This is a genomic window from Lolliginicoccus suaedae, from assembly GCF_008312885.1.
Classification (GTDB): Bacteria; Actinomycetota; Actinomycetes; order Mycobacteriales; family Mycobacteriaceae; genus Lolliginicoccus; species Lolliginicoccus suaedae.
In genome coordinates this window covers 560,103-580,737 of record NZ_VSSO01000001.1, presented here as the reverse complement: position 1 = coordinate 580,737, position 20,635 = coordinate 560,103, and the positions used below count along the sequence as shown (strand labels likewise).

19 protein-coding genes are annotated in these 20,635 nt (G+C 70.4%); 12 read left to right on the top strand and 7 right to left on the bottom strand.

The window, feature by feature from the left end; translation table 11 throughout:
• Positions 1-2 precede the first annotated feature (2 nt).
• The 4 genes from FXO18_RS02640 to FXO18_RS02625 are packed head-to-tail and all read left to right on the top strand — an operon-like array spanning position 3 to position 4,139.
• Entirely contained in the window at positions 3-680 is a 678-nt protein-coding gene (locus tag FXO18_RS02640) for a DUF4129 domain-containing protein (RefSeq protein WP_149359503.1), read from the top strand.
• Positions 677-1,837, top strand: a complete 1,161-nt coding sequence (locus FXO18_RS02635; protein WP_149359502.1) for a DUF4350 domain-containing protein — start codon at positions 677-679, stop codon at positions 1,835-1,837. Before FXO18_RS02640 ends, FXO18_RS02635 begins: the two co-directional genes overlap by 4 nt.
• Positions 1,834-2,802 carry an AAA family ATPase gene (locus tag FXO18_RS02630; protein WP_149359501.1) on the top strand — a complete coding sequence of 323 codons (969 nt, stop codon included), beginning with the start codon at positions 1,834-1,836 and terminating at the stop codon, positions 2,800-2,802. Before FXO18_RS02635 ends, FXO18_RS02630 begins: the two co-directional genes overlap by 4 nt.
• Positions 2,799-4,139 (top strand): DUF58 domain-containing protein, encoded by a 1,341-nt coding sequence (locus tag FXO18_RS02625; RefSeq protein ID WP_328593313.1) that lies wholly within the window; start codon positions 2,799-2,801, stop codon positions 4,137-4,139. The genes FXO18_RS02630 and FXO18_RS02625 overlap by 4 nt, the downstream gene beginning before the upstream one ends.
• 15 nt (positions 4,140-4,154) lie before the next feature.
• Here the strand turns inward: FXO18_RS02625 and FXO18_RS02620 are convergent, their stop codons facing one another.
• The 5 genes from FXO18_RS02620 to FXO18_RS02600 form a co-directional block, all read right to left on the bottom strand.
• Entirely contained in the window at positions 4,155-5,543 is a 1,389-nt protein-coding gene (locus FXO18_RS02620; RefSeq protein ID WP_187774144.1) for a peptidoglycan recognition protein family protein, read from the bottom strand.
• Positions 5,544-5,688: 145 nt separating this feature from the next.
• Entirely contained in the window at positions 5,689-6,699 is a 1,011-nt protein-coding gene (locus tag FXO18_RS02615) for a stage II sporulation protein M (protein ID WP_149359499.1), read from the bottom strand.
• 500 nt (positions 6,700-7,199) lie between these two features.
• Positions 7,200-7,940, bottom strand: a complete 741-nt coding sequence (locus tag FXO18_RS02610; protein WP_149359498.1) for a PP2C family protein-serine/threonine phosphatase — start codon at positions 7,938-7,940, stop codon at positions 7,200-7,202.
• A 41-nt stretch (positions 7,941-7,981) separates the two neighbouring features.
• Positions 7,982-9,028, bottom strand: a complete 1,047-nt coding sequence (locus tag FXO18_RS02605; protein ID WP_149359497.1) for a hemolysin family protein — start codon at positions 9,026-9,028, stop codon at positions 7,982-7,984.
• A complete protein-coding gene (locus tag FXO18_RS02600) occupies positions 9,025-10,404 on the bottom strand; it encodes a hemolysin family protein (RefSeq protein WP_149359496.1) in 1,380 nt (459 codons plus the stop codon). Before FXO18_RS02600 ends, FXO18_RS02605 begins: the two co-directional genes overlap by 4 nt.
• Before the next feature lie 250 nt (positions 10,405-10,654).
• Between FXO18_RS02600 and FXO18_RS02595 the strand changes: the two genes are divergently transcribed.
• The 5 genes from FXO18_RS02595 to FXO18_RS02580 all read left to right on the top strand — a co-directional run bounded on the left by FXO18_RS02595 (position 10,655) and on the right by FXO18_RS02580 (position 15,066).
• The gene (locus FXO18_RS02595; RefSeq protein ID WP_149359495.1) at positions 10,655-11,530 is read left to right on the top strand and encodes a tryptophan-rich sensory protein; all 876 of its coding nucleotides are present in this window, start codon (positions 10,655-10,657) and stop codon (positions 11,528-11,530) included.
• The gene (locus tag FXO18_RS02590; RefSeq protein ID WP_187774143.1) at positions 11,517-12,536 is read left to right on the top strand and encodes a DMT family transporter; all 1,020 of its coding nucleotides are present in this window, start codon (positions 11,517-11,519) and stop codon (positions 12,534-12,536) included. The genes FXO18_RS02595 and FXO18_RS02590 overlap by 14 nt, the downstream gene beginning before the upstream one ends.
• A 77-nt stretch (positions 12,537-12,613) precedes the next feature.
• Positions 12,614-12,760 (top strand): hypothetical protein, encoded by a 147-nt coding sequence (locus tag FXO18_RS15830; RefSeq protein WP_187774142.1) that lies wholly within the window; start codon positions 12,614-12,616, stop codon positions 12,758-12,760.
• A gap of 172 nt (positions 12,761-12,932) precedes the next feature.
• On the top strand, positions 12,933-14,129 hold the full coding sequence (locus FXO18_RS02585; protein ID WP_456237245.1) for a lipase family protein: 1,197 nt from the start codon (positions 12,933-12,935) through the stop codon (positions 14,127-14,129).
• 19 nt (positions 14,130-14,148) lie between these two features.
• Positions 14,149-15,066: an SMP-30/gluconolactonase/LRE family protein gene (locus tag FXO18_RS02580; protein WP_149359493.1), complete on the top strand. Its 918-nt coding sequence runs from the start codon at positions 14,149-14,151 to the stop codon at positions 15,064-15,066.
• 25 nt (positions 15,067-15,091) lie between these two features.
• On the opposite strand, the gene FXO18_RS02575 is transcribed toward FXO18_RS02580, so the two are convergent.
• Positions 15,092-15,622 (bottom strand): MarR family winged helix-turn-helix transcriptional regulator, encoded by a 531-nt coding sequence (locus FXO18_RS02575; protein ID WP_149359492.1) that lies wholly within the window; start codon positions 15,620-15,622, stop codon positions 15,092-15,094.
• A gap of 142 nt (positions 15,623-15,764) precedes the next feature.
• Here FXO18_RS02575 and FXO18_RS02570 point away from each other — a divergent pair, with 142 nt between their 5' ends.
• The 3 genes from FXO18_RS02570 to mmsB are packed head-to-tail and all read left to right on the top strand — an operon-like array spanning position 15,765 to position 19,353.
• The gene (locus tag FXO18_RS02570; RefSeq protein ID WP_149359491.1) at positions 15,765-17,288 is read left to right on the top strand and encodes a CoA-acylating methylmalonate-semialdehyde dehydrogenase; all 1,524 of its coding nucleotides are present in this window, start codon (positions 15,765-15,767) and stop codon (positions 17,286-17,288) included.
• Positions 17,285-18,454, top strand: coding sequence for an acyl-CoA dehydrogenase family protein (locus tag FXO18_RS02565; protein ID WP_149359490.1), 1,170 nt, complete (start codon positions 17,285-17,287; stop codon positions 18,452-18,454). The genes FXO18_RS02570 and FXO18_RS02565 overlap by 4 nt, the downstream gene beginning before the upstream one ends.
• Positions 18,451-19,353: a 3-hydroxyisobutyrate dehydrogenase gene (gene mmsB, locus FXO18_RS02560; protein WP_149359489.1), complete on the top strand. Its 903-nt coding sequence runs from the start codon at positions 18,451-18,453 to the stop codon at positions 19,351-19,353. Before FXO18_RS02565 ends, mmsB begins: the two co-directional genes overlap by 4 nt.
• A 7-nt stretch (positions 19,354-19,360) precedes the next feature.
• Here mmsB and FXO18_RS02555 read toward each other — a convergent pair whose 3' ends face one another.
• Positions 19,361-20,629, bottom strand: a complete 1,269-nt coding sequence (locus FXO18_RS02555; RefSeq protein ID WP_149359488.1) for an MFS transporter — start codon at positions 20,627-20,629, stop codon at positions 19,361-19,363.
• Between the last annotated feature and the right edge of the window lie 6 nt (positions 20,630-20,635).

Here is a 20,635-nt window from a genome sequence, read left to right as displayed (position 1 = left end):
CGATGCCGTCACTGAGCGCGCTGCAGCCCCCCGTCGAGATCGCTCGGGATCCGGCGGGGGCCGCCGCGCGCGAGGAACTGTCCCGAGCGGTCTACCTCGAGCAGCGACCATCGCTGCTCGAGCAAGCGACGGCGTGGCTGCTCGAGCAGATCAGCCAGGCGATCAGCCTTGCGCTGGCCGGCATCGAGGGCGCCGCCCCAGGAGGAACCGGTAGCCTCCTCGTCCTCCTCGCCGTCCTGGTCCTGGCGATCCTGCTGGTTCGGTGGCGGGCAGGAGCGCTGCGCAACAGCCGTGCCGCACGCTCCCGGCTCAGGGGCATGGCGAGCAAGAGTGCACGTGACCATCGACTCCTGGCGGAGAGCGCGATCCGCGCGGGAGACCTCGCCACGGCCATCGCCGCCCGGTTCCACGCCGCCACTACCAGCCTCGAGGAGCGTGGCATCATCGACGACACCCGCGGCTCCACGGCCTGGGAGCTCGCCGAGCGCCTGCGGGACGACCATCCAGACGCAGCCACGGCGATGCGCTCCGCCGCCCGGGTGCTCGATGACGTGCTCTACGGGCACCGCGAGGCCACGATGAGCGACTACGCGGCCATCGCCGCCGCCGATGATGCCCTCGCCATCGGCCGGGCGAGCAAGGACCAGCCCATCGGCGCGACCCCCGAGGCACCCCGGTGAGCGCCTTGCCGCGCCCCACGACCTGGCGCGAGCGCTGGCATGCCGTGCGCGCGCCCCTGCTGATCGCCGTCGCTGTGGTCAGCACGGCCATCATCACCGTCCTCATCGGCGGGACCGATACCAGCACGCCTCTCGATCCGCGCTCGGCGGCACCGTCGGGCACCCGCGCGCTCGACGTGCTGCTGCGCGAGCAAGGCGTGCAAGCCAGCCGGATCGAGTCCTACGACGAGGCGCGCGCCGCTGCCCCGGGCGGCACAATCCTCATCACCGACCCCGCGGACATGCCCAGCCAGCGGGTCCTGGACCTCATCAGAACCGCGAGCGCCACTGTCCTTGTCGACCCGGGCCAGTCGCTGCTCGAGGAACTGCCCGGTGAGGTGGAGCTGCGCGGCCCCGCGCTCACGGCCGCGCTCGATCCCGGTTGCGCCCTGCCCGCTGCCGCGATGGCCGGGCGTTCCACCCTCGGCGGCGCCCGCTACAGCGCCGGGCCTTCAGCGATCAGCTGCTACGACGAGTCGCTCGTGGTCATTCCCGCCAGCGCGGGCAATGGCACCATCATCATCCTCGGCTCCGCCGATGTGCTCACCAACGAGCACCTGGGCGATGAGGGCAATGCCGCCCTGTCGATGATGCTGCTCGGCCGGCACCCCGCGCTCGCCTGGTACCTGCCGAGCCCCACCGATCCGGCGTTCCGCACCGACGAGCAGTCGCTGGTCTCCCTGATCCCGCCGGGCTGGTGGTTCGCCGCCGCCCAGGTGTTCGTCGGAGTAGTGCTGCTCGCCGCGTGGCGCGCCCGACGCCTCGGCCCGATCGTCACTGAGCCACTACCGGTGATCATCCGCGCCACCGAGACCCACGAGGGGCGCGCCCGCCTCTATCAGCGCGCCCGCGACCACGCCCATGCCGCAACCGTCCTGCGCGCCGCCACGACCCACCGGGCCGCCCGCGCGCTGCGGCTGCCCCGAAGCACCGATGATCGCACCCTCGCGGCCACCATCGCCGCGCGGACGGGCCGGGAGCCTGGCGCTGTCACCGGACTGCTGCACGGGCCCGGGCCCACCGATGACTCGGCGTTGCTCGTGCTGGCCCGCGAGCTCGCCGACCTCGAGCATGACCTCGACCTTGGCCGTGACACCCCGGAGGGAACCCACCCATGAGCTCACCACAGAATGCCAGCAGCCCCCGCGAGGCCATGAATGCCGTGCGCAAAGAGATCGGCAAGGCCGTGATCGGCCAGGACGCTGCGGTCAGCGGGCTGCTCGTGGCTCTGCTGTGCCGGGGCCACGTGCTCATCGAGGGGGTACCGGGGGTGGCGAAAACCCTGCTCGTCCGCGCGCTCGCCGCGAGCCTCGGCCTGCGCTCGACGCGCGTGCAGTTCACCCCCGACCTGATGCCTTCCGACATCACCGGATCGATCATCTACCACGCCGCGGCGGAGCGGTTCTCGTTCCGCGAGGGGCCAGTGTTCACGAACCTGCTCATCGCGGATGAGATCAACCGCACCCCGCCGAAGACCCAGTCCGCGCTGCTCGAGGCGATGGAGGAGCGCCAGGTCACCGCGGACGGGGAATCCCGCATGCTGCCCGATCCATTCGTGGTCGTCGCCACCCAGAACCCGGTGGAGCAGGAAGGGACGTACTCGCTGCCCGAGGCGCAGCTCGACCGGTTCCTGCTCAAGCTCACGATGGGCCTGCCCCCGCGCGAGGACGAGACGGGGCTCGTCGCGCGGCACATGGCGGGCTTCGATCCGCATGACCTGGCCGGGGCCGGGGTGCGCGTGGTCGCGAGCGCGGCGGATCTCGCGGCGGCCCGCGAGGAGGTGCGGGGCGTCACGGTCGGGGAGGAGATCGTGGGCTATGGGGTCGATCTGTGCCGCGCCACGCGAGCGGTTCCGGCGGTGCAGCTCGGTGTCTCGCCGCGCGGGGCGACGGCCCTGCTGCATGCCGCGCGGGCCTGGGCATGGCTGGTGGGGCGTGACTATGTGACCCCCGACGATGTGAAGGCGATCGCCCGCCCGGCGCTGCGCCACCGGCTTGGCCTGCGGCCCGAGGCGGAGATGGACGGCACCACGGCGGAGGGGGTGCTCGACCACGTGCTCGCGACCGTGGCAGTGCCGCGATGACAACCAGTGGCGGTGCCGCGATGACAACCGGTGGCGGGAGCGTGGTCGTGACCGGGCGCGCGGGCGCGCTGGCGATCGCGGCCGCCCCAGTGGTGGGGGTTCTTGCTCCGTCGTGGTGGGGGCTCGGCGGCGCGGCGCTGCTCATGCTGGCTCTGATCGTCACCGATTGGGCGTTGGCCGGATCGCTGCGGGAGATCGAGGTGACCAGGTCGGGGGAGAGGTCGGTGCGGCTCGGGGAGAGCGTGGAGTCGCGCCTGCGGATCGTTAACGAGGGTCGGCGCAGGGTGCGGGGGCACGCGCGTGACGCCTGGGTTCCCAGCGCAGGTGCCACCGGCAATCAATGGGCCATCGATATCCCCCCGGGGAACGCGCGTGCTGTTGCCGTGCGGATCGCGCCGGTGCGCAGGGGCGACCGCCATGTGGTGGCGACGACGATCCGATCGGTGGGGCCGCTGGGCATCGCGGGGCGGCAGCATGATCGGCATGTCCCTGGATCAGTGCGGGCGCTGCCACCGTTCACGAGCCGCAAGCACTTGCCGTCGCGCACGGCGCGGCTGCGGGAGCTCGACGGGCGGCAATCGGTGCTCGGGCGGGGCGAGGGAACCGAGTTCGATGCGCTGCGCGAGTATGTGCCGGGTGATGATGTGCGCTCGATCGATTGGCGCGCCACGGCCCGCTCCCGCGATGTGATGGTCCGCACCTGGCGCCCGGAGCGGGATCGCCGCATCCTCATCGTGGTCGATAGCGGCCGCACTTCCGCGGGCCGGGTGGGGGATGCGCCGCGCCTGGACGCGCAGCTCGATGCGGCCCTGTTGCTCGCTGTGCTGGCGTGCCGGGCGGGGGACCGGGTGGACTACTTCTCGCACGATGTGGCGGTCACCTCCCGCGCGTCGGGCACGACGGAATCGGTGCTGCTTCCCGCCATGGTGGAGGCGATGGCCACAGTGGAGCCGCGGCTTGCCGAGACCAGCGCGGCAGGCCTGGTGGCGGAGGTGCTGCGCAGGGGCCGCAAGCGGTGCCTCGTGGTGCTCGTGACCCCGCTCGAGCCCGCAGCGATCCAGCATTCCTGGCTACCCGTGCTCGGTGGGCTGCTCGCCCGGCACCAGGTGATCCTCGCGTCGGTCGCTGACCCGGCGCTGTGCGATATCGCCCGGGATCGCTCGAGCAGTGATGCCGTCCATGCGGCAGCGGCTGCCGAGCAGGACCTCGCGCAGCGCGACGGTGTCGCGGCCTCGTTGCGCGCGCGAGGAGTCATCGTCGTCGATGCGGGGCCAGAGGAGTTGCCGCCCGCCCTCGCTGATCAGTACCTCGCGCTGAAGGCCGCCGGGCGCTTGTAGGGAGCGGGACCAGTGCTAGCGGCTCAGGCTGCCGAGCCCGGTGGGGGAGCCGCCGCTCGGTGGCTGACTAGGCTGCTGGGGCTCCGACGGCTCCGACGGCTGGGTGGGTTCCGACGGCTCGGTGGGCTCGGTGGGTTGCTCGCCACCGCTGTTGTCCTTCATGTAGGCGGCGGCCGTGCTGCGGATCTGCCCGAGGTATCGGTAGCCCTGCGTGCCGGGGCACTCGGTGTTGTTGACGTCGCGGTGCGCGAACACGATCGGTACGGTGATCGGCTGGCCCTGCGGCACCCAGGTGAAGCTGGTGCCCTCCGAGTACATGACCGTGGTGCCCGTGGCGGTGAGCGTGGGTTGCGTGCCAGCCGGGTTGAGCGCGTTCGCTGTGGCCAGCCGCCACCCGGTGAGCTCGGCGATGGCGGTGATCTGCGCGGAGGAGGGCGCGCTGCTGGTGAATGTCCCGATCATCGAGAATCCTGCGGTGTTCTCATTGAAGCCACCGGCGTGAGCACCCTGGACCGGCCGGTCCATTCCGCCGAAGCGGCCCTCGTAGATGTTGCCGAACTTGTCGACGAGGGCGTGGTAGCCAACGTCGCCCCAGCCGAGCGTCAAGGTGTGGTAGGCGTAGATGCCGCGCACGATCTGCCGGGCCTCGGACTCGGTGTACTGGTTGTTGCCGGCGGTGTGGTGGATCGCGACGCCGCCCAGGCTATCGTTGTAGACGGTGTTGCGCCTGCGGATCGATTCGTCGGCGCCCCATTGCCTGCGGGTGATGACGCGCGGCTTGGCGGGGGTGCCCGCGATGCTGGTGGGTGCGCGATCCGCATCCTGCGCGGGACGGAGTGGCGCGGCGCTCGGTCGCACGAGCACGGCGGAGAGCCCTCCGGGCATGCCCGGGGTGGTGGTTGTCTGCACGCCAGCGATCCGTTGCCCGCGCACATGGATCTGGACTGCCGTTGTCTGGCCGAAGAAGACGAGCTCGGTGCCGTTGCGGACATCCGGGGCTGCCGGGTCCGCGATGTTGTTCGGGCCGTGGCCGCCGTGGAGGTCGCGCCATTCGCCCCAGGTACCGTCGCTGGCGCGCGCCCGGCATTGCCCGTCGAGCATGCCTGGGCCCTCCCAGGCGACGCCGAGGAGGTTGAACGGCTCGTCCTGGGCGACCTCGAAGACCTGCGAGATCTCGCTCGGGCTGCTGATGCCCACGGGTCCGCGGGCGATGCTGGTGCCGTCGAGCGGGACGTCGGTCAGCGTGGTGCCGTCGCTCGCGGTGTGGGTCACCGAGCGAGGCGATCGGCGAGCGGGCAAAGCCTGCGCCGGGCGGGTGCCGATCAGTCCCGCGGGTCCGATGGCGGTCGCGGTCGTGGTCGCGGCGGCGATGATCAATGCTTGCCTGCGGGTGAGCGCGGTCAAGGGTCCTCCTGGGGTGGCGAGCGAGCCAGTGGCCCTGGCGGCCTTGTGGTCTCGTGAACTAGCTCGCACCACAGTAGGCATGGTTGAAGCACGAACGACATACGGTCGGGTGACTATCCGGCATCAGTCGGCCGCCCGCGCTGAGCTACGCGGGAGCGGAGACGGGCGCGTGGTTGTGCCCGGACTGGCCCGGGAGGTCGCCGATGCTGCCGCGCGCCACCGCGTTGCGGCCGATGACCAGGGCGTAGGCGAGGAAAGCAACCTCCGCTACGACCCCGATGCCGATGCGCGCCGGGGTGCCGAGCCCGCTTGGGGTGACAACTGCTTCGATGAGGCCCGATACGAGCAGGACAAGGGCTAGCCCGAGCGCGAGGATGGCAACGACCCGGCCTTCCTCGGCGAGGGCCCGGCCGCGCGCGCGGGGGCCGGGATCGATGAGCGTCCAGCCCAGCCGCATTCCTGCTCCGGCCGCGACGAACACTGCGGAGAGCTCGAGCAGCCCGTGGGGGAGGATGAGCCCGAGGAACACATCGAGCCGATCGGCGGCCGACATGAGCCCGGCGGCGACGGCGACGTTGGCGGCGTTGATGAACAGGATGTACACCACCGGCACGATAAGGATGCCGACGATCAGCGAGGCCGCAGCGATGTAGGCATTGTTGGTCCATACCTGCGCGGCGAACGAGGCGGCCGGGTGCGTGGAGTAGTAGGACTCGAAGTCGCCACCGGGCCGGGTGAGCTCGCGGATCTCCTCGGGCGCGGCGACGGCTGCGCGCACCGCGGGATCCCGGGCGACCCAGGTGGCGATGAGGACGGTCATGGCGAGGAAGGCCGCGGTCGTGGCGATCCACCAGGCGCGGGTGCGGTAGAGCGCGGCGGGGAACGTGCAGGTGGCGAACCGCGTGATGGCATGCCAGCTTGGGGCGGGCGTCCCGGTGATGGCGGAGCGGGCCCGGGTGACGAGCATGGTGAGCTCGTCGACGAGGCGGGGATCGTGCGTGGTGGTGCGGGCGATCGATAGGTGGGTCGTTGCTTGCTGGTAGAGGGCGACTAGTTCGTCAGCCTCGGAGCCGGTGAGCCTGCCCGCTCGTCGCGACAGCTCGGCGAGCCGTTGCCATTGCTCGCGATGGGCGGCGGCGAGAGTCTCGCTGTCCATGGGTGGTGGGCTCCCCTCGGTGCTGCCGGATGGGCCGTGCCCCTCAGTCAATCAGGGCGTGGTGGAAGGTGCCACTCGTGCGATCACGGAAGAGCCACCACACCACAAGGTAATCCATTGTTTAATTAGTCTCCTGGGCGCGAAATGGTCGATTCCGCAATAAAAGGGGACGGTGATCACAGCGAGTAACAGTTCCCGCGAGACAGCCGATTATTCCCCCGAGAACGCTGGCCGAGAGTTGCTGCCCAGAGGGGTGGGCAGCAGCACTCACAGCAAGGCGGGACCGGAAAGCTGCTCTGAGGGGTGAGTAGCATTTCCGCTACGTTCGACGCGGTCCTCCGGGGCCAGCCATGCTGCTGCGCTGCAGCGGCGCAGAAGGTTCATGGCGGCAATGCTCGCGCCTGTTCCGGCATCATCCCGATTGGGCATTGCCGCCATGAACCAACAATAAGCTTCAGCACCAAAACGGACAATACCGGTATTTCTTGGGAGAATCGCGCCTATTCATCGATCTCGACAATGATCAGCGAGTAGTTATCCCGGCTACCGCGACGGATCGCGGTCTCCACCAGAAGATCGACGCAGTCCAGCCCGTCCCGCTCCATGAGGGCCTTCTCGATCACGCGGTCGTCGAGAACGCTATGGATTCCATCGGTGCACAGCACGGCGCGCAGCCCAGCACCCGCTGGGCGCGCCCCCGGCTCGGAGATGTTCGCCTCCGGCGCCTGCCCCGGGCGGCCCAGGCACTGCGACAGCACATGCGTCGGATTGCCGAACGCATCCCGCACCACGTCATCGCAGGACTCCTGCCGCAGAACACCGTCGGGCCCAGCGACATACACCCGGCTATCGCCGACATTGAACACCCGCAGCGAGCCCGGCCCCACCGCGATTCCCGCCACCGTCGTTGCCATGCCCGCGAGGCCCGTGCTGCGCCCCACGGATCGGATCCGGTCATGGATCGAGCGAACTCCCCCCGAGATCCCGGGCGCCGAGGCCAGGCGCTCCTTGCTCGCGATGAGCTCCATAAGCGCGACCCGGCTCGCGACATCCCCGCCCGGCTGCCCGCCCACGCCGTCAGCGACCGCGAGCACGGTGGGACGGGCCAGCGGCATCCGGAAGGTCATCGCCACACCGTGCTCGGCCTGGCTGAACCAGGAATCGACCGCGATCGCATCCTCGTTGCGGTCACGGAAGAAACCCCGATCGGTGACAGCGTGCGCCGTCAGAGTGAGTCCCACCCCGCCCACGATAGTGACCCGGCAGGCACTCCTGCGCGGACTTACCGGGATCCGCTGGAGTCGTTGAGCTCCCCGATCTCCCCGATGAGCCGCTCCACCACGTCCTCGAGCATCACCACGCCGAGGATCGCGCTGGTTCCATCGGTGACCAGCGCGACGTGCACCCCGCCCTCCTGCATGCCATCGAGCGCGTCATCGAGCAACGTATCGGCGGCGAAGCGGGGCAGCGCGCGGATCACGTCCCCGGGCAGCGGAGCCCCTGGGTCCAGCGAGGCATCGAGCAGGTCCTTGACATGGACATAGCCCGTGAGCTCGCCGTTATCGTCCGCGAGCGGGAACCGCGAGTACCCGGTGCGGACGCACTCGGCCTGTGCCTGCGCGATCGTCGCTGACCGCGGCAGCACCGTCAGCTCGGTGCGGGGCACGGTGATCGAATCGATCGTCTCGCTGCTCATGCTCAGCGCGCCCCAGAGCAACTGGTGCTCCTCCGCATCGATGAGCCCCTCGGCCTTCGACTCGCTGACGAAGCTCGCCACCTCCTCGGCGGTGAACGCCGCCGCCACCTTGTCCCGCGGGGTGACCTTGATAAGCCGCAGCGTCGTGTTGGCGATGAAGTTGATCAGCAGCAGCAACGGCTTGGCCACCTGCACGATGACGTACAGCATCGGTCCGAGGATCATCGCGGCCCGGGCAGGACCCGCGATCGCCAGGTTCTTCGGCACCATCTCGCCAATAGTCATGTGCAGCGACAGCACGATCGTCAGCGCGATGACCAGCGCGATCGGATGCAGCAGCGCCGAGGGAACGCCCATGGCCTCGAGGGGAATCTCGAGGAAGTAGGCCACGGCAGGCTCTGCCACGGCCCCGAGCCCCAGAGAGCACATCGTGATGCCGAGCTGCGCCCCGGCCATCATCAGCGAAACATTGTCCACCGCCCGCAGCGTCCAGCGCGCGAGGCGGCTGCCGGACTCGGCGAGCGGCTCGATCTGCGTGCGCCGGACCGACACCAGCGCGAACTCGGCTCCAACGAAGAACGCGTTGCCCGCGAGCAGCGCGATGCCGATGAGCATTCCCGTGATATCGATCATGACCGTGCCTCCTCGGACGAGGTGCCGCTGGCCGGGGATGTGATCGACATCCGGACCCGCGCCACGCGATAGCCGTCGACCTGCGTGACCGTCAGGCGCACATCAGCGTCGGTGGGAAGCCCATCCTCGTCGAGGTCCTGGGTATTGCGCCCCGCGAGGGTGATCGTGTCCCCGGGCACCGCGAGGCGCCCGAGCTGCTCGATGATGACACCACCGATGGTGTCGGAGTGCTCGCCCTCGGGCAGGTCGACACCAGTGAGGTCATCGATCTGGTCCGGCCGCAGCAGCCCGGGCAGCGTCCAGGTGCCGTCGGCGAGCTGGCGGGCGCGCGCCGAGGGCCGATCCTGCTCGTCATCGATCTCGCCGACGATCTCCTCGACGAGATCCTCGATCGTGACGATGCCATCGGTGCCGCCGTACTCATCGACCACGACCGCGAGATGGATCCCGCTGCGCAGCTCGGCGAGCACATCATCGATCGGCAGCGAGCTCGGCAAGGCCCGTACCTCGCTCATGATGTCACGGGCAGTGGTGGAAGCACGCTCGTGCGGCGGGACCGCGAGCGCCTCCTTGAAGTGCACGACCCCGATCACGTCATCGACGGAGGAATCCTCCACCGGAAAGCGCGCGTGGCCGGTGCGCGAGACCAGGGCCAGCACATCGGTGACCGGCAGGTCCGCAGCGACAAAGGTGACCCGCGGGCGCGGGGTCATCACATCGGCCGCGGTCTGCTCGGCGAACTCCGCCGCCTGCGACAACCGCTCGGCCACATCCGGCTCGAGCAGGCCCTCCGACGCGGACTTCGTGGCGAGGGCGCCAAGCTCCTGGGCGGAGCGGGCGGAGGCGAGCTCCTCGCGCGGCTCCACGCCCAGCGCCCGCACCATAGCGTTGGAGGCGCCATTGAGCACGCGGATAAGCGGGCGCGACGCGGCAGTGAACGCGCGCTGGGGCCCCGAGACCGCTCGCGCCACGCGCTCGGGCTCGGAGATCGCCCAGTTCTTCGGCACGAGCTCGCCAAAGACCATCTGGGTGATCGTCGCGGTCAGCAGCGCGACGGTGATCGCTACGCCGAGGCTGCTCGACTCCGGCAGGCCGAGGCCCTCGAGCAGCGGGCGCAGCAGCGTCGCGAGGGAGGGCTCGGCGATGAAACCGATCACCAGGCTGGTGACGGTGATGCCGAGCTGCGCGCCAGACAGCTGAGTGGACAGGGATTTCAGGGCCTTCTGGACCGATTGAGCGCCCTTGTCGCCCTCCGCCGCTGCCGTAGCGATCAGCGGGCGGTCCACGGTCACGAGAGCGAACTCGGCGGCCACGAACAGCGCGTTCGCGGCGATCAGGATGACCGCGAGGCCGAGCAGGATCCAGGCTTCTAGCATGTCGTCGACCTCCGCTGCCGGGCATCGCGCGCGCGGGTGCCGGGCCAGGGGAGGAACTGGTGCCCCGTCACAGGATCAAGGCGCTGTGACGGGCAGGTACTGCAACTGTCCATGGCGATCAAATGTAGCCGATGCCGAGCGGGTCCCGCACGGTGATCCGCGCCTCGCCGGCCGGGCAGGGTCGATGCCGCTCCGGGGTGTGCCAGGATGAATCCGATCACCACTACTGACAACCGAGGAGGCCCGCGAGGTGCGCAGCCAGGACCACCCGGGCGGCACCCGCGAAGCCTCGATCGCAGTACTGCTCGCGTGCGCCGCGATGAGTGCCGCGGCGCTCGTGGGCAGCGGACGCATGGGAAACCAGTCGCTGGGCTCCGCGGCCGACGGCATCTTCGCCGAGACGGCCACCGTGCTCGCGCCTGCCGCGCCTGGGTATGCACTGTGGCCCGTCCTCTACCTGGGGCTTGCCGCGTACGCGGTGTGGCAGGCCCTGCCCGCGCAGCGGAGCTCGCCGCGCCACGCTCGGCTGCGCGGCTGGGCCATCGCCTCGATGCTGCTCAACGCCGCCTGGATCATCACGGCCATCTCGGGCGCCCTGCTCGCTAGCGTGGTGATCATCCTCGCCCTGCTCGCGACGCTTGTCGTGATCCTCGCGACCATCGCCGGGGCCTGCCCCTCGGGACGCATCGATCGGCTGCTCGTTGACGGGGTGCTCGGGCTCTACCTCGGGTGGATCATGGCCATGGTGCTCGCGAACATCGCCGCCTGGCTCGCGCGCATCGGCATCGGCGCGGCGGACCCCTCGAGCACCGCCACCGCATGGGCATCCGGAGCGATCTGCGGCCTCGTGATGGCCTCGGTGCTCCTCGTCCGGGCCAGCGGCGGGCGGGTCGCGCCGGCGGCCGGGGTGGCGTGGGCACTGGCGTGGATCGCGCAGGGCAGGCTCGCCGGGGACCTCGCGGCCCCCGCCATCGGGCTCGTCGCCGCAGCGGGCGCAGCCGTGATCCTCGTGGCGGTGCTCGCTGCCCGTTCCAGGCCCATGCTGGTGCCTGGTCCACCGCGGGCCGAAAACCTGTTGCCCGCGTGGCATGCCTGGCGCGATAGTCACAGGCGTGCCCCGCTCTGACTCGCCCGACCCCCGCGCGCCGATGCTCTCGAGCGTGGGCCTCGCGCTCGCCTCCGCAGCGCTCTTCGGCCTCTCGGGCCCCTTCGCGAAGGCACTGCTCGATGCCGGCTGGTCGCCGCTAGCGGTGGTACTGGCCCGGATCAGCGGGGCAGCAGCCATCCTCGTGGTGGCACTGCTGGTCATGGAGCGTGGCCGGGCACGGATGCACGCTCGCGCGATGCTCAGCGACCGGTCGACGATCCTGCTATTCGGCATCGCCGCCATAGCTGGTGTGCAGCTGTGCTTCTTCTCGGCCGTGCAGTACCTGCCAGTGAGCGTGGCCCTGCTCATCGAGTTCCTCGCTCCCGTGGTGGTGCTCGCGTGGGCCTGGCTGGTGCGCGGCACGAGACCGGACCGCGCGACCCTGCTGGGGGCCGCGGTGGCGGTTTGCGGCCTGGTGCTGGTGGTCGGGCCAGGCAGCCCCACTGGGCTGCACCCGGCTGGCGTCGCCTGGGCCATCGCCGCGATGGCCTGCGTGGCCTGCTACTTCCTCATCGTCGACCGGGCAGCACCACGTACCTCGCCGATCATCCTGGTCACCGCGGCGATGGTGGTCGCCGTGATCGCGCTCGCCCTGGTGGCGCCCCTACGGCTGCTGCCCGTCGAGGCGGTGCTCTCCGGAACCGTGGGGATCGGCCCGGCCCGCGCCCCGTGGTGGGTCGCGGTGCTCGTCCTCGCTGTGGCATCGGGCGCGGTGGCGTACGCGGTGGGAGTGGTCGCTATCGCGCGGCTCGGCGCGCCCCGGGCTGCCATGGTGGGGCTGTCCGAGGTGGTGTTCGCCGCTGTGGTGGCGTGGGTCATGCTCGGGGAGGAGTTGTCGGGAGCACAGCTCGCCGGTGCGCTCGCCATCCTCGCTGGGCTCGTGGTTGTCGAGCGGGGGCGTGGCGGGATCGCGGCCCGGCCTGTCGAACCGGTCCCGCCGGGCCCCATCGAGAGGGAGCCCGCGCCTAGACTGGAGGAGCAGTAGCGCACCCCTGGCGGTCACCCGCTGGTGCCCCGGCCAGGCGGTTTCGCGCTGGGACGAACGCGAATCGGAGGATCGCCATGGCCAGGACCCACCACGATCTGCATGGGCACGCCCTCGCGGGCGAGTTGCTCGAGGAGCATCCGGAATTCGCGAGCCCGCACTCCCTCGAGATCGACGAGACGGTTCCGCCCCGGCCCGAGGAGGAGATCGCTGATTCCCGGTAGGCCGCGCCCCGGCTCGCGATAGCACCTTCCCGTCGCTACGATGTGCGTGCTGTCACATCGGTGACAGATTGTGATCTTCCCGCTCCCGGCCAGGGCTGTCCCTCGCCGGGAGCGGAAACGCGAACCAGGGGGAGCGAGCCGCGTGGGGCCCAGCGAGAGACTTTCACGTCCGATGCCAGCGATCGCCGTGGCGATGGCCTGCCTGCTGGCACTAGCCGGGGCCGTGGCCCATGCGCCCGGGGCGGCGGCGGGGCCAGCGTTCGCGATGCCTGATCCCGATGCCTTCTACCACGACGTCACCGGCTTGAGCGATGCCGAGCCGGGCGAGGTGCTGCGCGCTCGCGAGATCGACGCTGCGGTGTACGGCGGAGCGAAGGGCTGGCAGGTCGCGTTCCGGTCCACGAATTCGCATGGCGAGCCGATCGTAGGGGTCACCACGGTTTTCCTCCCCCCAGCGCCCATGCCGGCGAACGCTGCGCGGCCCATGCTGTCCTACCAGCCGATCGTCAACGCGCTCGGCTCGCGCTGCGCCCCGTCGCGGGCCTTGTTCAACCTCGAGCAGGTGGAGGCACCAGGGCTGCTGCTGCCGCTGCAGCGCGGCTGGGCAGTCAATATCCCCGATCACCTCGGACCAGGAAACGCATACGGCGCTGCCCGGCTCGGCGGGATGATCACCCTCGACAGCATCCGCGCGGTGCAGAGCCTGCCCGGCCTCGGCCTGGAATCAAGCCCCGTGGGCCTCGCCGGGTACTCCGGCGGGGCAATGTCCACCGCATGGGCGGCGGCGTTGCAGCCGGAGTATGCCCCCGAGCTCGAGATCGTCGGCGCGGTCCAGGGCGGCCTGCCCGCCGACCTCGAGCAGATGGCGGAGGTCATCGGCAACGAGCCGCACCCGGGCTTCGGCCTCGGGTTCGCCGCCGCGATCGGCCTGGAGCGGGAGTACCCGGAACGGTTCCGCATGTCGCCCGAGCTCAATCCGGAGGGCCAGCTGCTGCGCGACTTCCTGAGCAATGAGTGCCGCCGCTCCATCCTGCTGCATGGCGCGTTCCGCGGAGCAGCGCAGCTGACCCGGTCGCAGGGCTGGCTGGGCAACAGCGAGGCCAGGGAGGTGCTGCGGGAGAACAGCATCCGCTTCTTCGAGGGCGTGCCGACGATACCTGTCTACATGTGGCATGGCCGCCTTGATCCCCTCACGCCCTACGATGGAGTCGAGGAGGTCGCCGAGCGGTACTGCGCATCAGGCTCGCCCCTGACGTTTGTCACCTACGATGTGGCAGAGCACCTGATCCCGGCGGCGCTGGGCTTCAACGACGCCTACGAGTACCTCGCGGACCGCTTCCGGGGGATACCCGCGCGCTCGACCTGCTAGCAATTGAGAAGGAGTGCACGTGAGCACCGCCTACCTGGCCGTTCATCCGATTCCCGGCGAAGGTCCGGAGGACATCGTGCTCGACGAGCAGGGCACGCTGTACGCCGGGCTCGTCGATGGTCGCATCATCTCGCGGACCCGCGATGGCGAGATCTCGACGATCGCGACCGTTCCTGGCCGACCGCTGGGCATCGAGCTGCTCGGCGCCGACGAGCTCGTCGTGTGCGCTTCCGATGCCGGGCTGCTGGCCGTCTCCCGCACGAGCGGCGAGGTTCGCGTGCTGGTCGACTCGGTCGCCGGGGTCCCGCTGCGCACGTGCAACAACGCCGCCGTCGCTGCGGACGGCACCATCTTCTTCAGCGATTCCTCCACGAAGAACGTCATCCCGCGGTGGCGCGCGGAGATGATCGAGCGGACCGGCACGGGACGGCTGCTGCGCCGCGATCCGGATGGAACGGTCGAGGTGGTGCACGATGGCTTGCAGTTCGCCAACGGCGTGGCCCTCGCGATCGATGAGTCGTATGTGATCGTGGCGGAGACGACGACGCGGCGCATCGAGCGGATCTGGCTCACTGGGGATGCAGCGGGAACGACCGAGCCCTTCGCCGAGGACATGCCCGGCTACCCGGATAATTGCTCGACCGGCACCGATGGCCTGATCTGGGTGGCGCTGGCGAACCCGCGCAATGCCGTGCTCGATGTGGTGGGGCACCTGCCCCAGGCCGCGCGTCGCGCGGTGGGCCGGCTGCCGGAGAAGCTGCTGCCCAAGCCTTCGGCCGAGATCGGGTTCCTCGCCTACGACGATCGGGGAATGGTTGCCCACGAGGAGTATGGGCGGGTGGACGGCTTCTCCATGCTCACCAGCGTCCGCGAGCAGGCCGGGGAGCTGTGGTTCGGCTCGCTGACGAGCAGCGCCATCGCCCACGCGCGCCTCTAGGGCCCGGGACCGCGTCGCGCGGCCCCTAGTCCGTGGTGCGCTCCGGGCCGGTGAAATCACCGGCCGTGGCGCGGAAGCGCGTCAGCACCGCCACGAGTTGCTCGATGTCGTCCTTGCCGAGGGGCAGCGCGGCGAAGACCTGCTCGTTGACCGCGTCGGTGGCGGAGCGGGCGATGCTACGGCCGTCGTCGGTGATCCGGATGAGGGTGGTGCGTCGATCGTCGGGGTGCTGCTCGCGCCGCACGAGCCCGGCCTGCTCGAGGCGGTCGACGGCGTTGGTGATCGAGGTGGGATGCACTTGCAGCCGGGAGCTCGCTCGGGCCATGGGGATCTCGCCGTGCCGGGTGAAGCTCAGCAGCATCAGCACTTCGTAGCGGGCGAAGGTCAGCCCGAACGGGCGTAGTGCCTTCTCGACCTTGGCGAGCATCAGCTGGTGCGCGCGCATCACCGAGGTGACCGCGGCCATCCCAGGCGCGGCGTCGGTCCAGCCATTCGTGATCCAGTGGTCGCGGGCGGTCGCGATCGGATCGAACGGCAAGGGTCGGCGCGGCTCCATGCGTCCATCATGCTTGATCCCTCGCGGGAGCGACGGGACGGGCGCGACTCGGCAGGCGAGACCATGGCGCAAAACACTTGGACGTCCTACTATTGGACTACCGCAGTTCCCGCACATGCTTCCGCGACCCGAAGGACTCTCCATGACCGTGCGCGACATCCCGCACTTCATCCACGGCAAGCCCACCGCGGGGTCGAGCACCCGCACCGCCGACGTCTACCACCCGAGCAGCGGGGAGGTGCAGGCGAGCGTTCCCCTCGCCAACACCGCCGACGTCGATGAGGCCGTGCGCTCCGCGGCCACCGCGCAGGCCGAGTGGGCCACCTGGAACCCGCAGCGCCGCGCCCGCGTGCTCGCCCGGTTCCTCGAGCTCGTCGAGCCCGAGCGCGACAGCCTCGCGCGGCTGCTCTCCGCCGAGCATGGCAAGACCATCGCCGACGCCCACGGTGACCTGCAGCGCGGCCTCGAGGTCGTCGAGTTCGCTTGCGGCATCCCGCACCTGCTCAAGGGCGAGCACACCACCGACGCCGGCGCGGGCATCGACGTCTACTCGATGCGCCAGCCCCTCGGCGTCGTCGCCGGGATAACCCCGTTCAACTTTCCCGCGATGATCCCGCTGTGGAAGGCCGCGCCCGCCATCGCCTGCGGCAACTCGTTCATCCTCAAGCCCTCCGAGCGCGACCCCTCGGTGCCAGTCCGGCTCGCCGAGCTGTTCCTCGAGGCCGGGCTGCCCCCAGGGGTATTCAACGTCGTGCATGGCGACAAGGAAGCCGTCGACGCGCTGCTCCACCACGATCAGGTCGCTGCCGTCGGGTTCGTTGGCTCCACCCCGATCGCCCGCTACATCTATTCCACCGCCACCGCCAATGGCAAGCGCGCCCACTGCTTCGGCGGCGCGAAGAACCATGCCATCGTCCTGCCCGACGCAGACCTCGACCAGGTGGTCGACGCCGTCGTGGGCGCGGGCTACGGATCGGCGGGGGAGAGGTGCATGGCGATCTCGGTCGTGGTGCCCGTGGGCGAGGCCACCGCCGACGCGCTCGTCGCCCGCCTCGCCGAGCGGGTCAAGGGCCTGTCGGTGGGGCCCTCCGATGATCCGTCCGTCGACTTCGGCCCGCTCGTCAGCGCCGATGCCGTTGCCCGCGTGGACGACTACATCGACATCGCCGCGCGCGACGGCGCCGACATCGTCATCGACGGCCGGGGCCTCGTCGTCGAGGGCCACGAGAACGGCTTCTTCACCGGGCCCACCCTGCTCGACCGGGTGCCGACCACCTCCCGCTCCTACACCGAGGAGATCTTCGGCCCGGTGCTGTCCGTGGTGCGCGCCGATACCTACGAGGACGCGCTGCGCCTGCCCAGCGAGCACGAGTTCGGCAATGGCGTGGCGATCTTCACTCGCGATGGCGGCGCCGCGCGCGATTTCGCCGCCCGCGTGCAGGTCGGCATGGTCGGGATCAACGTGCCCATCCCCGTTCCCGTGGCCTACCACACCTTCGGCGGCTGGAAAGCCTCGATGTTCGGCGACCTCAACCAGCACGGCCCCGACGCCGTCCGCTTCTACACCCGCACCAAGACCGTCACCGAGCGCTGGCCGTCCGGCGGGATCATGCAGGCCGCCGCCGCGCCCGCCACGGATCACTTCTCGATCCCCACGATGCGATGAAGGACCTCTACCTGCTCGATGACGCCGACCGCGACATCCTCGCCACGGTCGAGGACTTCGCGCGGGCCCGCATCGCCCCGCATGCGCTCGACTGGGACCAGCGCTCCCACTTCCCCGTGGACGTACTGCGCGAGGCGGGCGCCCTCGGCATGGGCGGCATCACCGTCCGCGAGGGCCACGGTGGCGCGGGGCTGTCCCGCCTCGATGCCGTTCGCATCTGCACCGCCCTGGCTCGGGCGTGCCCGACGATCGCGGCGTACGTGTCGATCCACAACATGGTCGCGGGCATGATCGACACCCACGGCACGCTCGCCCAGCGCGAGCAGTGGCTGCCCCGGCTGTGCGGGATGGAGGCGCTGGCCTCGTACTGCCTGACCGAGCCCGGCGCGGGCTCGGATGCCGCAGCGCTCACCACCACCGCCAGGCTCGACGGCGATGAGCTCGAGCTCACCGGCACCAAGCAGTTCATCTCCGGCGCGGGCACCAGCGAGCTCTACCTGGTGATGGCCCGCACCGGCGGCGACGGCCCGCGCGGGATCAGCGCGATCCTTGTCCCCGCGAGCACGCCAGGCCTGTCGTTCGGCGCGGACGAGCGCAAGATGGGCTGGCACGCCCAGCCCACCCGGCAAGTCATCCTCGACCGCGCGCGCGTGCCCGCCAGCAACATGCTCGGCCAGCCCGGCCAGGGCTTCGCCATCGCCATGGCCGGGCTCGACGGCGGACGGCTCGGCATCTCCGCATGCTCCCTCGGCGGCGCCGAGGCAGCCCTGGAGGCAACCGTGCGCCATGCCCGCGAGCGCATCGCGTTCGGCGAGCCCCTCTCCGAGCGCGAGACCGTGCAAGCAGCCATCGCCGGGATGCGCCTGGGCATCGAGACCTCGCGCAGCATCCTGTGGCGCGCGGCGAGCGCGCTGGACCGCGGCGATCCCGACCGGACCGTGCTGTGCGCCATGGCCAAGCATCACGTCACCGAGACCTGCTACACCATTGCCGACCAGGCCCTGCAACTGCACGGCGGCTACGGCTACCTCGCCGACTACGGCATCGAGAAGATCGTCCGCGACCTGCGCGTGCATCGCATCCTCGAGGGCGCCAGCGAGATCATGCACCGCATCATCGCCCGCGATACCCTCCGGCCCCGCACCCACCAGAAAGCTGCATCATGACCACCAAGGATTCACTGCCCACCGTCGCGTTCATCGGGCTCGGCCACATGGGCGCCCCCATGGCCCGCAACCTCGCCGCCGCCGGCTATCCCGTCACCGGTTTCGATGTGGTGCCCGCAGCACTGCAGGTTGCCCGCGAGCACGGCATCGCCACAGCGAGCAGCATCGAGGAGGCCGTCTCCGGGGCCGCCATCGTGCTCACCATGCTGCCGGGTGGCCGGCACGTCCATGAGGTGCTCGACCACGCGCTGCCCGCTGCCCGGCCCGGCGCGCTGTTCCTCGAATGCTCCACCATCGATGTCGCCGATGCCCGGCGTGCCCACGAGCGCATCGGGCAGGCAGGATTCGGATGCGTCGATGCACCCGTCTCGGGCGGCGTGGCGGGCGCCGAAGCAGGCACCCTGACCTTCATGGTCGGTGGTCCGGACGAGGCCATGGATGCCGCGCGCCCCTTGCTCGAGGTGATGGGCCGGACCATCGTGCATTGCGGCGGGCCGGGAGCGGGGCAGGCCGCGAAGATCTGCAACAACATGATCCTCGGCATCACCATGATCGGCGTGAGCGAGGCATTCGTGCTCGGTGAGCATCTCGGGCTGAGCCATGAGGCCTTGTTCGCGGTGGCCTCGCAGGCCTCCGGGCAATGCTGGGCGCTCACCTCCTACTGCCCCGTGCCCGGGCCTGTCCCCGCATCCCCGGCCAATCGTGGCTACGTGCCCGGTTTCGCGGTCGAGCTCATGGACAAGGACCTCGGGCTCGCCACGGCAGCGCTGCGGGCGCACGGTGTCGATGGCGCGCTCGCCGAGCAGGCCGCGGCCCTCTACCACCGCTATCTCGGCGAGGATGGCAAGGGCCGGGACTTCTCGGCGATCATCGAGGACATCCGGCGCCGCAGCAGCTAGCCGGGCGCTAGGCCTTCTGGTGGGTCTCGTACATCCTCACCGAGACCGCCACCGCGGTGGCCGCGCTCACCACCGCGGCCACCCACACCGCTGCGTGCAGGCCCATCAGGTCCGCGGCGACACCGCCAATGATGGCGCCGAAGGCGTAGCCGAGGTCGCGCCACACCCGGTAGACACCGACCGCCCGGCCACGCCACACAGGGTGCGCGACATCGCCGATCACGGCCAGCAAGGTCGGATAGACCATGGCCGTGCCCGCGCCGAGGAGCACCGCGCCCGCGGCCCATCCGGCGAATCCGCTGGAGGCGGCTATCAGCGCGAGCGCGACGGCCTGGGTGCCCATGCCGACGGTGATGAGGTGCTTGCGCCCTACGCGGTCCGAGAGCGCGCCAGTGACGAGCTGCCCGGCGCCCCACACGCCCGGGTAGAGGGCGAACAGCAGCCCGATCTGCGAGATGGTCAGGTCAGCGGTGGCGAACAGGAGGGGGAACAGCCCCCAGGACAGGCCGAAGTTGAGGTTGTTGACCAGGCCCGCGAGGCTGGCCGAGGATAGCGCGGGCTCCTTGAGACTGGTCTGCATGGCGATCTGCCGGTCGGTGAGCTCCGCGTGCAGGTGGTCGTGGATGCCGTCGGATCGACGGACGTGGCCCTGCGCCTCGAGGTGCGCGTGCCCGCGCGTCTCGCGCACGAAGAACCCGGAGAGCATCAGCGCGATCGCGATGTAGGCGAGCCCGAGCAGGAAGGGCGCGGGCCGCAGCCCATGCTGCTCGGCGAGGTAGCCGGCTAGCAGGGAGCTCACGGCCACCGCGCCGTATCCGGCGGCCTCGTTCAGACCCATGGCCAGGCCGCGCTGGGAGGGTCCGACAAGATCGATCTTCATCACCACGGTCGTCGACCACGTGAGGCCCTGGTTGATGCCGAGCAGCACGTTGGCGAGAACGACCCATTCCCAGCTTGGCGCCATGATGAGCATCACCGGGACGGGGACGGCGAACAGCCAGCCCACGAGCAGCACCGGCTTGCGCCCGTAGCGGTCGGAGAACGTGCCCGCGACGTAGTTGGCCGCGGCCTTGGTGATCCCGAACGCCGCGATGTAGGTGAAGATGTAGGTGTAGCCGGTCAGGCCGAACTCGGACTCGGCGAGCAGCGGCAGCACCGTCTGCTGCTGCCCGACCATGCCGCCGACGAGCGCGTTGACCGCGACGAGCAGGGCGAACTGGGCGGCGTTCTGGCGCAGGCCGAGAACGGGCGGGCGCGCGGGGGCACGGCGGCTCATGAGGTC

Coding starts and splice junctions, on each gene's coding strand:
- FXO18_RS02640 (WP_149359503.1), top strand. CDS start 3: ATGCCGTCACTGAGCGCGCTGCAGCCCCCCGTCGAGATCGCTCGGGAT.
- FXO18_RS02630 (WP_149359501.1), top strand. CDS start 1,834: ATGAGCTCACCACAGAATGCCAGCAGCCCCCGCGAGGCCATGAATGCC.
- FXO18_RS02625 (WP_328593313.1), top strand. CDS start 2,799: ATGACAACCAGTGGCGGTGCCGCGATGACAACCGGTGGCGGGAGCGTG.
- FXO18_RS02615 (WP_149359499.1), bottom strand. CDS start 6,699: ATGGACAGCGAGACTCTCGCCGCCGCCCATCGCGAGCAATGGCAACGG.
- FXO18_RS02605 (WP_149359497.1), bottom strand. CDS start 9,028: ATGATCGATATCACGGGAATGCTCATCGGCATCGCGCTGCTCGCGGGC.
- FXO18_RS02600 (WP_149359496.1), bottom strand. CDS start 10,404: ATGCTAGAAGCCTGGATCCTGCTCGGCCTCGCGGTCATCCTGATCGCC.
- FXO18_RS15830 (WP_187774142.1), top strand. CDS start 12,614: ATGGCCAGGACCCACCACGATCTGCATGGGCACGCCCTCGCGGGCGAG.
- FXO18_RS02585 (WP_456237245.1), top strand. CDS start 12,933: ATGCCAGCGATCGCCGTGGCGATGGCCTGCCTGCTGGCACTAGCCGGG.
- FXO18_RS02575 (WP_149359492.1), bottom strand. CDS start 15,622: ATGGAGCCGCGCCGACCCTTGCCGTTCGATCCGATCGCGACCGCCCGC.
- FXO18_RS02570 (WP_149359491.1), top strand. CDS start 15,765: ATGACCGTGCGCGACATCCCGCACTTCATCCACGGCAAGCCCACCGCG.
- FXO18_RS02565 (WP_149359490.1), top strand. CDS start 17,285: ATGAAGGACCTCTACCTGCTCGATGACGCCGACCGCGACATCCTCGCC.
- mmsB (WP_149359489.1), top strand. CDS start 18,451: ATGACCACCAAGGATTCACTGCCCACCGTCGCGTTCATCGGGCTCGGC.
- FXO18_RS02555 (WP_149359488.1), bottom strand. CDS start 20,629: ATGAGCCGCCGTGCCCCCGCGCGCCCGCCCGTTCTCGGCCTGCGCCAG.